The organism is Niallia sp. Kr1 (assembly GCF_050389805.1).
Taxonomy (GTDB): domain Bacteria; phylum Bacillota; class Bacilli; order Bacillales; family Cytobacillaceae; genus Bacillus_BD.
This window is the reverse complement of sequence record NZ_CP130945.1, coordinates 4183704-4200458: the sequence shown is the minus strand read 5'-3', so window position 1 is coordinate 4200458 and position 16755 is coordinate 4183704. Positions and strand designations below refer to the sequence as shown.

Sequence of the window (16755 nt, the reverse complement as noted above, 5' to 3'; positions counted from 1 at the left end):
CTCCTCCTTTTATCTTATTATAAAACTCCTTCCTCTAGGTCTTGGTTGGTTTTTTCGTTTTTGGGCTCCACCATATTCTGCCGTTTCATATTTTGATTGGGAATTTTTGTAGAATCCAATGTAATGGTCTTCATCTTTTCCTTTTGCTTTTCCATTGTCTACTTGAAGCTTTTCCATTTTCTCTTCTATTTTATCCATGATCACATCGGGATTGACACCTTTTGCTAGCATCACTTTGACCCATTCATCTTTAAAAACTTTATACACAAGATCCTCAAGGCGTTTACGGTACTCTTTTTCTACCTTGGAGTTTAATAGAGATTCGATTAATAATGAATTTTTATCGCTAGATTGGGTTAAAAGTTTTTTGGTGATATGGCGAGAGAGTTTTTCCATTTCAATGTAGTGAGACCATTCTGCATATAAATCTGCGGAAAGCTTTTGGACATGAGATAGAAATGTTTTTTTGTACTCTTCACCTAATGAATTGATTAGTTTGCGGGGATAGGGATAGACCCGATCTCTCCAGACTGTTCTTGCTACATCGATGACTTTTAGATGACCATTGGGCAAAATAAAAATTTGTCTTTTATGATGGTCAATTCGTTCATAACCAATTTCCTTAAAGGTAATCAGCAATTGAATGAGCTTAAACGAAAGTTCTTCCGTTAATGGCTGTGATTGTAAATATTCACGTAAATCAACGCCCTTAATGAAATCCATGGCGATATGCAAGGGACCCTTATCATGTACCATTGGAAAAAGATCGGTATGCTTTCCTAACGAAAGTGCATAATATTCGCGTTCGCAGTCTTCCTCATTACCAAATACCTTTACACAAATATCATCATTTACTTTAAAGACCGCCCCTTGTCGACCTTTGCCGATCATTTTTAGAGGGGAATGGTTCTCTACTTCTACATCTGCATAAGGTAAATTGGTTACTTTAATTTTATTTACGCATTGTTTTAAATATTGCTTATCCATATAAATCCTCCAGTTCGTCTATTCAAAATCAACCTTTCTATATACATAGTCAAGGGACTGACAATTTGTAAAGGCATGTACCCAAGTATGGGAATATTTATCATGACAACATTCGACATAAATATGTATATTTTTTGTTTTTTCTATTGCGTTCGTGTAAATTTTTTGTTACTATTAATTCATTCTTTGGTGATGCGGGTGTAGTTTAGTGGTAAAACCACAGCCTTCCAAGCTGTTGTCGAGGGTTCGATTCCCTTCACCCGCTCTTTAAAATATGCTAACAACGCAGTATTTCGTTTCAGAAAGAACGAAGTATTGCGTTTTTTAATGTGTTCATTTATCTTAAATGCTTTAGGAATACAACCAAGAGAGAGTGTTTCTTGGAAAACTGGTAGAATAAATAAAGACCAATACAACTGAAAAAGAGGTAGTTCGCTGAAATTTGGTAGTATATGGAGCTAATACAACCAAAAAAGAGGAAACATCATACAAATTGATAGCATTAAACAAATATACAACCCAAAAAGAAGCAGCCCAATATAAAATGGTGGTATTAACAAGTAACACCACCAAATGTGAAAGCTGCCATTATTCAAACGCCATAACTTTAAACGTACTACTTCCGCCGCTAATCTGGGTAAACATATTCGCAGCAGAAGAAACCAATTTTTCTGCCTCAGCCACAGACATAGAAGGCTTTAAATATACAATTTGAACGGCCTTTTTCGTATTTTCGGTCACAGCGGTTCGTTCTGAATCGACAAACGGGCTGCCAAAAGGTCCGGCTTCATCAGCAGAAACAATGAGCTGGTTTAATGAGTTTTCTCGACCATTTAGGCCTAAATACGCTTCATCCTCTACACCAATTCGGACGGTAATCAGACCGCCTTGGACTTTTTCAACATCATAGATGCCGAACGGGATTTGATATTGCAAGGAAAAGAAATTATTCAAATCAGTCGCACTATGGATGCTTTGTAAATAATTTTGTTTTTGGACTCGGCGATACAAGGCTTCTGCGGAATGGCGGTATCGGTTTGGATCTTTACCTATTTTCTTAAACACTTGTCTCCATTCCTGAATCCCACGAAAGTCCGTAACTTTTTTATCATCCATCTCAAAAAAGAGCGATTCTTGGTGTAATTGGAGCCGACCTTTCAACATTTGTGGGGATTCTCCTACCGTAATATCGTCATATTGAATGAAGCCTATTTTAAAATCAGGTATATATTCAAAGATTTCAGGTGCAATTCTTACTTGCATGCTAACTTCCTCCCAATTCTTGACTAAAATAACTATCACATGAAACTCTTACTTAATCAAATGAAAGGGGGGAAAAGTCCCATGAATTTCACTCAATTAAAGCAGGAGATTATTCAATACAGCCAAACCATTGGCATTGATAAAATTGGTTTCACCACCGCATCTCCATTTGATGAACTCAAAAACCGGCTCATTCGGCAACAGGAACTACAGTATCAATCGGGCTTTGAAGAGCCTGATCTTGAAAAAAGAACGAATCCAAGTTTGTTACTAGAAGGCGCAGCTTCGATTATTTCAATTGCGGTTGCTTATCCTACCAAAATGAAAGAACGGGTTACGAGTAAAGTAGGAGAGCGGAGAGGGATTTTTGCACGGGCTTCATGGGGCGATGATTATCATATCATCCTCCGGAAACGATTGAAAAAACTTGAAGAATTTATCCTTGAAAAGATTCCTGAAGCGAAGCTCAAGTCTATGGTGGATACAGGGGAATTAGCTGATCGTGCCGTAGCAGAGCGTGCAGGGATTGGCTGGAGCGGAAAAAATTGTTCGATTATTACCCCAGAGTTCGGTTCGTATGTCTATCTAGGGGAGATGATTACGAATATTCCCTTTGAGCCCGACACTCCAATGGAAGACCAGTGTGGTACATGCACGAAATGTCTGGATGCTTGTCCGACTGGGGCATTAATTCAAGGAGGACAAATCGACGCGAAACGCTGCATTTCTTTTTTAACCCAAACGAAAGAAATTATTCCAGAGGAGTTTCGTGAAAAAATAGGAAATCGTCTCTATGGCTGTGATTCCTGTCAAACCGCGTGCCCAGCCAATAAAGGAATGGATTTTCATCACCATCCAGAAGCTGAGCCGGAGCCTGAAATTGCTAAGCCGCTTTTGAAACCGATTCTTCAATTAAGTAATCGAGAGTTTAAAAATACGTTTGGTCATGTTTCAGGAGCATGGCGTGGGAAAAATCCAATCCAACGAAATGCAATCCTTGCTCTTGCTCATTTTAAAGATGAAACGTCCTTGAATGATTTAATCGATATGTTACAAAATGATCCTCGTCCGATGATTCGGGGAACGGCTGCTTGGGCGATTGCAAAAATTGCGGGATCCCAAGCGAAAGACCTTCTTCAACAAGCATATGACCATGAAACAGACGAAGAAGTCAAACTTGAGATGGAAAAGGTCCTGAAATCCTAGAACTTTAATGAAATAATTATCACTCCTTTCATATATTTCTAAAAGGAAGGAGTGAAAGCATGCGAAAGCAGCTTCAAGATCATTTGCAAAAACGGGTTCAACAATATGTGTCAAGCTTAAGAAGTGAAACACAAGATGAGAAAATCGAAAAGAAAAGAGAAACATGTAACCGTAGACAGGCAGAAATCGTGAAGGTGAATGCGAAGGGATCTATTGATCATGTTGATAAAAGGTCTGCTGAAAGTGAACATGTTCAATACCATGTGCATCTTCAATATTTAATCAAACAAAAGGGTCTTTTTTTAATAGAAGAGGAAATGGAAACAAGACAAGCGGAATTTTATAAAGGGGTATTAGTAGCGGATAAAGAGTTGGATCCCTTTCAAAGGGAAAATGAATCGGATTTTCCAATGGAAGAACCCGGAGATGATGAGGATCAACAAGAACGGATCGCTTTTCAGTACAACCGACAAAAAGCAGTCCAATATGCGGAGAGATGGTGGAATGATTACAATCCGGCTTATAAAAATTTTAAGGTGGATTGTACCAACTATGTTTCTCAGTGCCTTCATCAAGGTGGGGCACCAATGAGAGGGCATCCGAACCGGAGTCAAGGTTGGTGGATGCAAAATAACAATTGGAGCTATAGTTGGTCAGTGGCTCATGCTCTGCAATTGCATTTGAAATCGTCGAAAAGCGGATTAAGGGCGAGAGAAGTTTCAAATCCAGAGGAGTTATTGCCTGGAGATGTGATTTGTTATGACTTTGAAGGAGATGGTAGGTTTAATCATAACACCATCGTTACTGGAAAAGATGCAAATGGAATGCCTCTTGTGAATGCACATACAGCAAACAGCCGAATGCGTTATTGGGCCTATGAGGATTCGACCGCTTATACGCCAAATATCCAATATAAATTTTTCACGATTATGGATGATTCTTAAGATCATGATATAATGAAGAGTACATTTTAAAAGACCGTTAAACAGTCCGATAGAGGTGAAAGAATTGGCAATACATGTAGTTTTATATCAACCAGAAATTCCAGCAAATACAGGAAATATTGCACGTACTTGTGCGGCGACAGATACATCTTTACATTTAATCCGTCCGCTTGGATTTTCAACAGACGATAAAGCGTTGAAAAGAGCGGGAGTCGATTATTGGGATTATGTTGACATCCATTATTATGATTCCCTTGATGAGTTTTATGAAAAGAATCAAGGCGGGGAGTTTTATTATTTAACGAAATATGCGAAACAACCACATACGCAATACGATTATAGTGACCAGGATAAGGAGATATTCTTTGTTTTTGGTCGGGAAACGAATGGCTTACCAAAAGAGGTCATTGAAAATAATAAGGAACGTGCTTTACGGGTACCAATGACGGAAAATGTTCGTGCGTTAAATCTCTCGAATACAGCGGCTATTCTTGTATACGAAGCATTACGTCAACAAAATTATCGACATCTTGAAAAGCATGGACCAAGTCTTGATGAAAAAATAAGATAAAGAAAAAGGAGTTTGGCATATAATCGAAATGCCAAACTCCTTTTCTTTATTATTGGAATTTTGCCAGCTACTTCGTTATGATAAATATTAAAGCTAATCAGAAAGGAAGGATTCCATGAATACAGTTATTGAAACGATCTTATCTCATCGTTCGGTTCGGGATTTTGAAGACAAGCCACTTTCGAAAGAACAAATTGAAACGATTGTGTTAAGCGCCCAAGCAGCCTCTACCTCAAGTTACATCCAAGCCTATTCCATTATCGGAGTGACCGATCCAGAGAAGAAACAAAAATTAGCCCAACTTGCAGGGAATCAAAAATATGTAGCCCAAAATGGACATTTCTTTGTTTTCTGTGCGGACCTACATCGCCATGAGCTCATCAGTGAAATGGAGGAAACAGATCTAAACGAATCTTTGGAGAGTACAGAAAAGTTTATGGTTATGCTGATTGATGCGGCTCTTGCCGCACAAAACGCGGCAATTGCGGCTGAATCACTTGGGTTAGGAATTTGTTACATAGGTGGAATTCGTAATAATCTTCCAGAAGTGTGTAAAATATTAAAAACACCAAATCGTGTAATACCTCTTTTTGGAATGGCCGTTGGCTATCCGAAAAAGTTAAATGACAAGAAGCCACGACTTCCACTAGCGCATATTTATCACGAAAATGAATATGAACAGGATTCATCTATTATAAAACAGCAGTTGGTGGAATATAATGAAACCATCTCAACCTATTATAAAGAAAGAACACAGGGGGAACGACAAGATACGTGGACGAAACAAATGGCGAACATGCTTAGTCAGCCAAGAAGAATGTATATGTATGAATTTATTAAACAACATAAGCTAAATACAAAATAAAAAGCCGCAACTGCGGCTTTTTTACTTTTGTGGCTTATCATTATATCCAGCTGTAAAGATACACGTAAGAAATACAACCATAACTCCTAATACTAAAATAAGTCCCATGTCCCTTACCTCCTAAAATAGACTGATAAATTTAAATATTTATTTTATTATAACGTATCTGGGACTAACTTGAAATGAAAATGAACGGCATTTTAAAATAGTTAAAAAATTCAGATAAAATGTCATATTAAGGATTTTCCATCATATTAATCATTATTATTGCTTTTCATGTTTTCTGCTATTATTGAAAACGTTATTAGCCAAGTCATGAATCCTTTTGACATCTTCAATCATTGTAGAGCATACATTATAATAATCGGTTTCACAACCCAAGCTCTTACTAGGATGTCTATCGTTTATGGCTGTCACGCAGATCGGGTATTACTAGCTTACCGCTATTATTTTTTCACAAAAAATATGATCTATAGCTAGTAAGAAAGAAAAGCGTAAGGGGAGGTCTATATGGATATATTAAAAAAAGTTCAATTATATCGTCAAGAAGAAGCGATGCTTAAATGGGAAGGTACTTTTGGAGAGTATTTAGAGATTGTTAAAGAGAAGCCATGGGTGGCGCAGTCAGCACATTCTCGTGTCTATAATATGATTAAAGATGCTGGAGTGGAAGAGGTGAATGGGCAAAAGCGATATAAGTTCTTCTCAAACCAATTATTTGGTCTCGAAGAAGCATTAGAGAGATTGGTAGAAGAATATTTTCACCCTTCTGCGAAAAGATTAGATGTTCGCAAACGGATCCTTCTATTAATGGGTCCTGTCAGCGGCGGTAAGTCTACATTGGTTACTTTGTTAAAAAGAGGTTTAGAAGCTTATTCTTTAACAGACCGAGGAGCAGTCTTTGGAATCAAAGGATGCCCAATGCATGAAGATCCCCTTCATTTAATTCCGCAGCATTTGCGAAAAGATTTCTATGACGAATATGGTATTCGAATTGAAGGAAATCTATCGCCACTCAACATGATGAGGCTCGAACAAGAGTATGACGGTCGTATTGAAGATGTTCTTGTTGAAAGAGTCTTCTTCTCTGAAGATCGTCGTGTCGGTATAGGAACGTTCAGTCCATCTGACCCGAAATCACAGGATATTGCAGACTTAACCGGAAGCATTGATTTCTCAACAATTGCTGAGTATGGATCTGAATCAGACCCAAGAGCCTACCGCTTTGATGGGGAATTGAACAAAGCCAATCGCGGAATGATGGAGTTCCAGGAAATGCTGAAATGTGATGAAAAATTCCTATGGCATTTATTATCCTTAACACAAGAGGGGAACTTTAAAGCGGGTCGATTTGCGCTCATAAGCGCCGATGAATTGGTTGTAGCTCACACGAACGAAACCGAATATCGTTCGTTTATCTCTAATAAGAAAAACGAGGCATTACATTCAAGGATCATTGTAATGCCAATTCCGTATAATTTGAAAGTAACAGAAGAAGAAAAAATCTATGAAAAAATGATTCGCGAAAGTGATGTTTCTGATGTGCATATTGCACCGCACACATTAAGAGTAGCGGCGATGTTTACAATTTTAACTAGATTGAAAGAGCCGAAAAAAGGTGACATTGATTTAGTTAAGAAGATGCGTCTTTATGATGGTGAAAATGTTGAAGGCTATAATCAGGCCGATGTAGACGAATTGAAAAAGGAATATACAGATGAAGGAATGAGTGGAATTGATCCACGATATGTCATTAACCGTATTTCTTCCACGATCATCCGAAAAGATATGACAAGCATCAACGCCTTGGATGTTCTCCGATCCTTAAAAGAAGGACTTGATCAACATCCATCTATCAACTCTGAACAGCGTGAACGTTATTTGAATTTCATTTCTTTAGCACGTAAAGAATACGATGATATCGCCAAGAAAGAAGTACAAAAGGCGTTTGTCTATTCTTATGAAGAATCAGCGAAAACGTTAATGGACAATTATTTAGATAATGTGGAAGCCTATTGTAATAAAAATAAGCTACATGATCCGTTAACTGGAGAGGAAATTAATCCAGATGAAAAACTAATGAGGTCGATCGAAGAACAAATCGGAATTTCTGAAAATGCGAAAAAGGCATTCCGTGAAGAAATCCTCATTCGAATTTCCGCATATGCGCGTAAAGGAAAACGTTTTGATTATAATTCACATGATCGTCTGCGTGAAGCCATCCAGAAAAAGCTATTTGCTGATTTAAAAGATGTGGTTAAGATTACAACGTCTACGAAAACGCCAGATGAGCAGCAGCTGAAGAAGGTAAATGAAGTGGTCGCACGATTAATTGATGAGCACGGCTATAATTCAACTTCAGCAAATGAACTCTTACGTTATGTCGGAAGCTTATTAAATCGATAAATGAAACGATCGGCAATCCTTTAATGAATGCAGTTCCAATCACTGTAGAAAATAAGTAAACTTGATTTATAATAAAAAACAATAGAACAAGCAAAATGGAACGCATGGATTTCCGTGCGTTCCATTTTGCTTGTTTTATCTAATTACATATTAACCATCGAGTTCATACTGTTCTAATTTCTGTGGACATTGTCCAATCTAATAGAATGTGAAATCTCCATTCTTGACTTAAATAACGGAACACACGTCCTCATACTCAGACCCATAACAGTAAAATTACCTTTTTCATATAACCTATTCAAGCATAGTAAATAGGATCACTTTTCATACACTAAATAACAGAGTTGCATCGTTTATTGCCACTCTGTTATTTGGTGTATTCTTTTATTTGTCATGATTTTAAATTTGTTGAAGTTCTTTATTCGTTGATATAACAGTAAACGGAACTGCTAAGGATAGTCATTTTTTTATTTTTTACGAAAAATTTATTGAATTATTATTATTTTACATAAAATTGTTACTTTTCTCACAGAGGAATCACGAAGAAATGGATATACTAGTTCTAATAATAGGTAAAAAGAATGAATAAGTAGCTAGTTCATCATAAAGGAGACATTTCTATGAGACTAACGGTAGGCAAAAAAATATTTGGTGGTTTTTTCTTCATTCTTCTTTTATTAGCAATTGGAAGTTTAATATCTAGCAATCGAATCAATTTTACCGATGAAAGTTACAGTAAATTGATTTATGAAAATGTGGAAAATGCGATGTACGCAAAGGATTTGAATATCCTCTATTTAGATCAATCTAATGCTGTTAAAAGTTACCTGTTAACTGGGGATGAAACGTATATTGAACATTACGAAGAACAATTAAATAAGGCGAACGAAACGATGAAGGAAATGTTAAAAGTCTATCAATCAGAAAGGGATCTAGAAATTATAGAGCAATTGGTTGCTTTCCAATTGCGTTTTGATGAAATTGTCAGAAAAGAGATCGCATTGAAGAATGATGGTGATACCGTCGGATATACAAATTTAATGAATACATCTGGAAAAACAATATCCAATGTATTTCAAAAGAAAATTGAGGATTTGGATAAAGGGCAAGAAACCCTTGTCTTCTCGGGAATTGAAGAAACGTCTAAATCAGTGGATCAGACAAAAACGTTTGTTTTAGTTATTGGAATCATAAGTATGTTAATGGGTACGATATTGGCGATTCTCATCACCCGATCCATAACGAAGCCGATCAAATCTGCTTCTGAAGCTCTAGGGAAAATCGCCGCAGGAAACTTACAAATACAAGCTTTAGAGATTAAGAGCAATGACGAAGTGGGAGATTTAGGAAAATCATATTATAAGATGATTGAAGATTTACGTTCTGTACTTGGACAAATTCAGGAATCCGCCTCAAGTGTTGCATCTAGTAGTGAGGAGCTAGCAGCAAGCTCTCAGGAAAGTACGTCAGCATCCGAACAAGTTTCCCGGATGACTCAAGATAGTGCTGAAGGAATTGAAAAACAACTGCTTTATTTCAAAGAATTATCTCAGTCAATCAATGAAATGAATGAGGGTATCTCACAAATCGCCGAAAACAGTGAAAATATGCTTCATTTAACTGAAAAGACAAGCTCCTTAACAAATGAAGGGGAAGGATTTATTGAACATGTTGTGAAACAAATGAACCAAATTCAAAAAACTGTAATAAAGGCTAGTGATTCAATCGGATCCTTACAGACGAGTTCCAACGAAATTAGCCAGATTATTGAAATCATTACAGGCGTTGCGGAACAAACCAATCTACTTGCCTTAAATGCGGCAATCGAAGCAGCTAGAGCCAGTGAACATGGACGAGGATTCGCAGTTGTAGCAGATGAAGTGAGAAAGCTTGCGGAAGAATCGAAACGCTCAGCTGGACAAATCACAAAAATGATTCAACATATTCAAGTTGAAACAAATGAATCCGTTAACATGATGAATGAAGAAAGTCTTCAAGTAAAAGAAGGATTAAGAGAAACAGAAGAGGCTTATAAGGCATTTAAATCGATTTCAAATGCAATGGAAGAAGTCAGCCAAAAGGTAATCGAAGTGTCAGCAGCTGTTGAGGAGATGACTGCAGTTACAAGTCAAATTGTGAATGCCATTAAGAAAGTGGAAGATATCGCTGAAAAGAGTTCGCATAATAGTCAAGAAAGTGCTGCTGCAACAGAGCAGCAATTTGCAGCCATGCAAGAAGTCGCTGCATCCGCACAATTTTTATCCAAAATGGCAGAAGATCTACAATCAATCTTATCAAAATTTAAATTATAGGATTTTGTCTAACGTTTAAAAATATAGATCAGCACAAGGGGACCTGATTATGAAAAGAAATAAACTCTTTTGGTTATGTATCCTTATGGTTCTATTCAGTATATTGTCAGCATGCTCAACACCTACAACCAGTGAAAGTGGGGAAGGGAGTCATGAAATATTCGTTATAAAAGCAGGTCATGCCGCCGCAAAGGAGCATTTTGCGCAAAGCTCATTCGAGAAGTTTAAAGACTTGGTTGAAAGCAGAAGCAATGGAAGAATAAAAGTGGAGATCTATCCAGCAGGGGAGTTAGGTGGCGAACGTGAAATGCTTGAGCAAGTATTGCTTGGCGAATTAACGATGATCGCTCCTGCATCTGCACCACTTGATGCGGCTTCTAAATATATGGCGGTTTGGGATTTGCCCTATTTATTTAATGATCGAGAAACTGCCCATAAAGTATTGGACGGAGAAGTCGGACAAGCCGTACTAGATTCCCTTTCAAATAAAGGACTTAAAGGGCTCGTATATTGGGAAAATGGTTTCAGACACTTAACGAATAATATTAAACCCATCACAAGTGTTGAGGATTTAACAGGGATTAAGATGCGAACTTTAGAAAATCCGATGCAAATAAAGGCTTGGTCATTACTTGGGACAAATACAACGCCGATTGCCTTTACGGAATTATATGGCGCATTAGAAACGAAGAGCGTTGACGCTCAAGAAACCCCACTTTCGCTTATGTACTCGTCTAAATTTCACGAAGTTCAAAAATATTTAACGTTAACCGGACATACCTATTCTCCATGGCCAGTCGTTATGAATAAAGAGTTTTATGATCAGTTGCCTGAAGACTTGCAAAAGGTAGTGATGGATGCTGCTATTGAAACAAGGGAGTATAACCGAGAATTATCGAAGCAAGATGAAGAAACATCGCTCCAACTATTAAAACAAGAAGGAATGGAAGTAACGGAATTAACAAACGAACAAAAACAAGAGTTTAAAAACAAGATGAGTGAAATATATCAAGACATTGAAGTTGAAGTAGGAACGGAATTTTTTGAGCAACTAATGAGTGAAGTCCGATTATAGGAAAATGGGGTTGTCCTAAAAGTGCAATGCACCTTAAAGGCAACCCTATTTTCTATTAAAAATAGCTTGTCTATAATGATAGGCATTTTAATCAAATAAAAATTATTTGTAAATTATTTTGTCTTCTCGCATATGATAGAGTAATCCATTATTTTTCCCTTTTTTTTGCACTCAAGATATAGTATGTAGACCTTCCAAAAGTGTGCAAAAAAAAATGATTATTTTTAAGGAGGGGTAGAAGTGACTGATAAAAATAAACATCAATTTGTAATTTCGAAAGAAGATTGGTCCCTCCATCGCAAAGGCCACGATGATCAACAGCGGCATCAAGAAAAAGTTCAGGAAGCGATTCGTAATAATCTCCCCGATCTCATTACAGAGGAAAATATTGTTATGTCAAACGGTCGAGAAGTAGTGAAAATTCCGATTCGTTCCCTTGATGAATACAAAATTCGTTATAACTATGATAAGAACAAACATGTCGGCCAAGGCGACGGGGAGAGCAAAGTTGGAGATGTTGTTGCTCGTGATGGTTCTCCAGGTCAAAAAGGACCTGGGAAAGGGCAAGGTGCTGGCGACCAAGCTGGTGAGGATTATTTTGAAGCAGAAGTATCCTTGATGGATCTCGAAGAAGCCTTATTTAAACAGTTAGAACTTCCAAACTTAAAACGAAAAGAATTACAAGAAGACATTATTGAAGATATTGAATTTAACGATATTCGTAAAACCGGTTTAATGGGGAATATTGATAAGAAAAGAACAATGATGTCCGCCTTTAAACGAAATGCCATGAAAGGTGCACCGAAATTCCACCCCATTTATCAAGAAGATTTAAAATTTAAGACGTGGAATGAAGTGGTGAAGCCAGATTCCAAAGCCGTTGTCATTGCCATGATGGATACAAGTGGAAGAACGGTAGTATTGTTTTAACTATTGTTGTAAATGTTGATGTATCAATGTTTTAAAAGTTTATGAAGAATTTTTTGAGAATGTTTTAATGATGATTTAAGTTATTTGGATAAATACGTGTTAAATTTATATCATCGAATTCGTTTAAAAGAATTCTAAAACCTGCATTGGCGATTCGTTTAGGCGAGTCGCTCTTTTTATACTTTGTAAACAGTATCCAGTAACCTTAGTAAATGAACACAATATCTTTATGGTTGAGATATCTTTTCATGTGCGTGTTATTTATTAAGTACTGGATATTGTTTAGAGAGACTAACTCTTGAAGGCGCTGATTTAGCGCCTTTTGTTATGGGAATCATTTGTTCGTACTACAATTAGAGTACGATAAACATCGTACTACAATAGGTGGACGATATCGTACTACAACTGTATGACGATGTAGTACTACAACTGTAGTACGATAGAAATTTTTCCTTCATTATATGCAAAACTCCTAAAGAAAATATTAAAGAAAATATTAAAGAAATATACTAGCAAATCATCTTTGCTAGTTTTATTTTTATTTTATTTATTAGTAGTTAAGGAGGTGGATCAGGTTGCTTTATCAATATAAAGGCGATATGCCGGAAAGGTTAAGGTGATCCAATCTATCTCCGAACTATCGGTTAAATAGTAATTAAGGTTGAGGTGAACGATATGAAGTTTGCTGATCATTTAAGTAAAGAAGATATTCGTAAGTTCAACCAGATGAGAAAGGCAGAACGTGACAAGAAGTTACAAAAGCCTAGGAAGAAAGAGAAACTCAGTCAACGAGAACTTGAGGATTTAATGGATGTACACAGAGATGTATACATTCGACATAATGGAGCGTGGAGGAGAAAATGAAATATAATAATCACTGTGAATGTATGGATGAAAATTGTAGGACTGTAATTGTTGGACCTGATACTCGTTTAGATGGGATTAGTTGCCCTAGATGTGGAGGACCAGTTTTCGTTAAACCTCTACAGGATAATAAAAAGAAAGTTAGTGATAGGGCTTTATATGTTAGGAAAGAAATACTTTGGAAAAATAAAAAACATTGCTTTGATTTAACGCCAGAACAAATTGAAACGGTCTTGAGTATTGGTGATGAGTACAATAAAAAACATTCATATGTAAATGATTTAAAATGCACAATAAATATTGATAGCAAAGAACTTGCTAGACTTGTAAGTGAACATATTAAGAGAGAAGAAAAAAGAAGTGTAAGGTTCAATGGCTAGATTACCTGAAGGGAAACAGAGAATATCGGTAGGTTGTTATTATGAAATGAGTCCAGGTAAAAACTTTACTATCAATATGTCATTTATTATTAGATGGTATGCTTGGCCATTCTTAATGTGGAAATTCATTAGGAAAGAACAAGATGTTAAATGGTATCAGTATCCAACTCTAGTGTTGATAATCATTAATTACACATTAAAGAAGTGGTTAAAGATCAATGAATAAGAAACCATTAAAACCATGTAGCAAGATTGGTTGCCAAAACCTAACAACCTCTAGATACTGTGATCAACATCAAACTGAATTTAGAAACCAAAATAGATTTTACGATTTGAATTTGAGAAATAAAAAGTCGGATTCATTTTATCATTCTGCTGCCTGGAAGAAAGCAAGGGACCTTGTAAAGATAAGGGACAATGGTTTGTGTCAAGAATGTATAAGGAATAAACGTATAGCTGTGGGTACAGAGGTAGACCACATCATCCCGATCAAGCAAGACTGGAACAAAAGACTAGAGTTAGGCAACCTTCAACTCTTATGCAAGGCTTGTCATAACAAGAAAACAGGGGTGGAAAGAGCTGGAGAAGCATAGCCCCCTCCCTTTTTCTTTAGTTGGGTAAAGTACTATACACCGGTTGTCCACTTTCCGTGCAGAAAAATCCGTTTTTGAAATATTTTTCAGAAAAGAAAGTGAGGTGATAGCATGGCAGGCAGAAATAAGCAGCCGTTAAGCGTAATTCAAGGGAAAGGTCGCTCGAACCATTTAACAAAAGATGAAATAAAAAAGCGACAAAATCACGAAGAAAAAATGCGTGGACCTACTGAAAATATCGAACCTCCTAAATATTTAACTGTGGCACAAAAAAGAGAGTTTAACGAGATTGCAGAAAAACTCGTTGCTCTAGAAATATTTAGTGAGTTAGATGTCGATGCTTTGGCTCGTTACTTAGATTCGAAATATCAATACATTCAGTTGGTAAAGGAACTTAAAAAAATCAAACCTACAGAAACAATAGTGCAACCAGACGGTAAAAAAATAACCTTAGCAAATGATGATTATCCCAAATTACAAAGAACAAAGAACACATTATTTACTGAATGTCGTTCAGCTGCAAGCGATCTAGGGCTAACTATCACTTCACGTTTAAAATTAGTGATTCCAGAACCATCTGAAAGAGAGCCAACGAGTGAAGCAGAACGGCGCTTCAGTGGTAGGTTATGAGCGTTTTAGAAAGAGTCTTTGCTTATTGCGATGACATCTTAAAAGGTCGTATAAAAGCAGGGAAAAAACATATATGGGCGGTAAAACGCTTTTTGAAGGACTATGAAGATTGTATTAACAATCCAGATAGTCCTTTTTATTTTGATGAAGATGTCGGAGAAGATTTCTATTGGTTCTCGCGTGAATTCAAGCACGTTGAAGGGGTTCTTGCTGGACAATCAGTAGAACTAACAGATTTTCAATTATTTATTTCCGTTAACATATTCTGTTTTAAAAAGAAAAAGAATGGCGCTCGTCGCTTTCGTAAAGTCTATATCCAACTGGCTCGTAAGAATGCTAAATCGCAATATCTTGCAATCGTAGGAGCCTACATAGCATTCCTTGGTGATGAAAAACAGCGTATTTATATTGCTGGATGGCAAAAGGACCAATCTGACGAGGTTTATATAGCTGTTCGAGATGGAATTGGTTCTAGTTCTCTATTAGACGGGAAATGGAAAGAAGCATACGGCAAGATTGAAATATTTAGAAATGGTTCCGTAATTGTACCGTTATCCCGTGAAACTAGAAAAACAGGTGACGGGAAAAACCCATCAGTTGGAATAGTTGATGAGTATCATATCCATCAAACATCTGAAATTTATGACGTATTACAGTCAGGTATGGTCGCCCGTAAAGAGCCTTTAATGTTTGTTATCACAACAGCAGGATTCGATTTAAGTCGCCCATGCTTTATTGAATATGAATATGTGAGTAGAATTCTTGACCCAGATGATGATATCGAAAACGATGATTACTTTGCAATCATTTGTGAGCTTGATGAAGGTGACGACATAAAAGATGAGTCGAACTGGATTAAAGCTAACCCGATAGTAGCTACTTATGAAGAAGGCTTAGAATCTATCAGATCCGATTTAAAAACAGCCCTTGACGTTCCGGAGAAAATGAGAAACTTTATGACCAAAACCATGAATATTTGGGTTGATATGAAGGTCGGTGGCTATATCCCAGCAAGCAAATGGAAGGCAGGTAAAATCGATTCTTTCGATATGACTGGAAGAGATGTTTATATCGGAGTCGATTTATCTAAAAAAATTGATTTAACTTCTGTTGGATATGTATTTCCTACTGATTATGGATATCACGTTGGTCAACATTCATTTATGCCTGAGGAAGCATTAGCAGAGCGCAGAACAAAGGATAAGGTTCCTTATAACGTATGGATTGATGAAGGTTGGATGGATGTAACACCAGGAGCTGTAGTTGATTATAGTTTTGTAGAACAATGGATTATTAATTTTATTAACGACTATGAATTAAATGTTATTTTATTCTGTTATGACCCATATGGAGCAACGCAATTCGCTCAAAATATGGCTAATTATGGGTTAACTATTGTGGAAGTTAGACAAGGATTCCCTACTCTATCGGAGCCAACTAAAGAGTTTCGTGATTACGTCTATCAAAATAATGAACAGCAAAAGAAAATCACACATATTGGCGATAAAACATTATCCTGGGCTGTTGGAAATGCGATAGCTGAAATGGCAGCAAATGAAAGTATTAAGTTGTCTAAATCAAAATCTAGGGAGCGTATTGACCCAATAGCTGCAATCATTACGGCATTTGTACAGGCAAGATTTGCAACAGTAAATTCAGGTAACGGAAATATCAAATTTATCTCTATCAATGATCTGTAAGGAGGTGAGATTTTGAAATGGCATCAGAG

Annotated in this window: 15 protein-coding genes, 1 tRNA gene and 1 pseudogene; 15 read left to right on the top strand and 2 right to left on the bottom strand. The window is 36.8% G+C overall.

Translation table 11 applies throughout. The features are described 5' to 3' along the window. Window positions 1–9 precede the first annotated feature (9 nt). Window positions 10–987, bottom strand: coding sequence for a hypothetical protein (locus Q5760_RS20685; protein WP_428909491.1), 978 nt, complete (start codon window positions 985–987; stop codon window positions 10–12). Between the two features lie 194 nt (window positions 988–1181). Between Q5760_RS20685 and Q5760_RS20680 the strand changes: the two genes are divergently transcribed. After that, window positions 1182–1252 (top strand) — tRNA-Gly (locus Q5760_RS20680). A gap of 323 nt (window positions 1253–1575) precedes the next feature. Here the strand turns inward: Q5760_RS20680 and Q5760_RS20675 are convergent. Then, window positions 1576–2250 carry a B3/B4 domain-containing protein gene (locus tag Q5760_RS20675; RefSeq protein ID WP_428909490.1) on the bottom strand — a complete coding sequence of 225 codons (675 nt, stop codon included), beginning with the start codon at window positions 2248–2250 and terminating at the stop codon, window positions 1576–1578. 81 nt (window positions 2251–2331) lie between these two features. On the opposite strand from Q5760_RS20675, the gene queG reads away from it, so the two are divergent. The 14 genes and pseudogenes from queG to Q5760_RS20605 all read left to right on the top strand — a co-directional run bounded on the left by queG (window position 2332) and on the right by Q5760_RS20605 (window position 16726). Further along, window positions 2332–3456 carry a tRNA epoxyqueuosine(34) reductase QueG gene (gene queG, locus Q5760_RS20670; RefSeq protein WP_428909489.1) on the top strand — a complete coding sequence of 375 codons (1125 nt, stop codon included), beginning with the start codon at window positions 2332–2334 and terminating at the stop codon, window positions 3454–3456. 59 nt (window positions 3457–3515) lie between these two features. After that, window positions 3516–4400, top strand: coding sequence for an amidase domain-containing protein (locus Q5760_RS20665; protein ID WP_428909488.1), 885 nt, complete (start codon window positions 3516–3518; stop codon window positions 4398–4400). A 64-nt stretch (window positions 4401–4464) separates the two neighbouring features. Further along, window positions 4465–4971, top strand: a complete 507-nt coding sequence (trmL, locus tag Q5760_RS20660) for a tRNA (uridine(34)/cytosine(34)/5-carboxymethylaminomethyluridine(34)-2'-O)-methyltransferase TrmL (protein ID WP_428909487.1) — start codon at window positions 4465–4467, stop codon at window positions 4969–4971. A 115-nt stretch (window positions 4972–5086) separates the two neighbouring features. After that, window positions 5087–5836, top strand: coding sequence for an oxygen-insensitive NADPH nitroreductase (nfsA, locus tag Q5760_RS20655; protein ID WP_428909486.1), 750 nt, complete (start codon window positions 5087–5089; stop codon window positions 5834–5836). A gap of 510 nt (window positions 5837–6346) precedes the next feature. Continuing rightward, on the top strand, window positions 6347–8242 hold the full coding sequence (locus Q5760_RS20650) for a PrkA family serine protein kinase (protein WP_428909485.1): 1896 nt from the start codon (window positions 6347–6349) through the stop codon (window positions 8240–8242). 620 nt (window positions 8243–8862) lie between these two features. After that, entirely contained in the window at window positions 8863–10554 is a 1692-nt protein-coding gene (locus Q5760_RS20645; RefSeq protein ID WP_428909484.1) for a methyl-accepting chemotaxis protein, read from the top strand. Between the two features lie 49 nt (window positions 10555–10603). Beyond that, the gene (locus Q5760_RS20640; protein WP_428909483.1) at window positions 10604–11629 is read left to right on the top strand and encodes a TRAP transporter substrate-binding protein; all 1026 of its coding nucleotides are present in this window, start codon (window positions 10604–10606) and stop codon (window positions 11627–11629) included. A gap of 240 nt (window positions 11630–11869) precedes the next feature. Next, window positions 11870–12538: pseudogene (locus tag Q5760_RS20635) on the top strand (DUF444 family protein); the annotation flags it as partial. 696 nt (window positions 12539–13234) lie between these two features. Further along, window positions 13235–13423, top strand: coding sequence for a hypothetical protein (locus tag Q5760_RS20630; RefSeq protein WP_428909482.1), 189 nt, complete (start codon window positions 13235–13237; stop codon window positions 13421–13423). Beyond that, window positions 13420–13803 carry a hypothetical protein gene (locus tag Q5760_RS20625; protein WP_428909481.1) on the top strand — a complete coding sequence of 128 codons (384 nt, stop codon included), beginning with the start codon at window positions 13420–13422 and terminating at the stop codon, window positions 13801–13803. Before Q5760_RS20630 ends, Q5760_RS20625 begins: the two co-directional genes overlap by 4 nt. Continuing rightward, window positions 13796–14029, top strand: coding sequence for a hypothetical protein (locus Q5760_RS20620; RefSeq protein ID WP_428909480.1), 234 nt, complete (start codon window positions 13796–13798; stop codon window positions 14027–14029). The genes Q5760_RS20625 and Q5760_RS20620 overlap by 8 nt, the downstream gene beginning before the upstream one ends. Then, entirely contained in the window at window positions 14022–14396 is a 375-nt protein-coding gene (locus Q5760_RS20615) for an HNH endonuclease (RefSeq protein ID WP_428909479.1), read from the top strand. The genes Q5760_RS20620 and Q5760_RS20615 overlap by 8 nt, the downstream gene beginning before the upstream one ends. A gap of 111 nt (window positions 14397–14507) precedes the next feature. After that, window positions 14508–15026, top strand: coding sequence for a phage terminase small subunit P27 family (locus Q5760_RS20610; RefSeq protein ID WP_428909478.1), 519 nt, complete (start codon window positions 14508–14510; stop codon window positions 15024–15026). Next, entirely contained in the window at window positions 15023–16726 is a 1704-nt protein-coding gene (locus tag Q5760_RS20605) for a terminase large subunit (RefSeq protein WP_428909477.1), read from the top strand. The genes Q5760_RS20610 and Q5760_RS20605 overlap by 4 nt, the downstream gene beginning before the upstream one ends. Window positions 16727–16755: the final 29 nt, after the last annotated feature.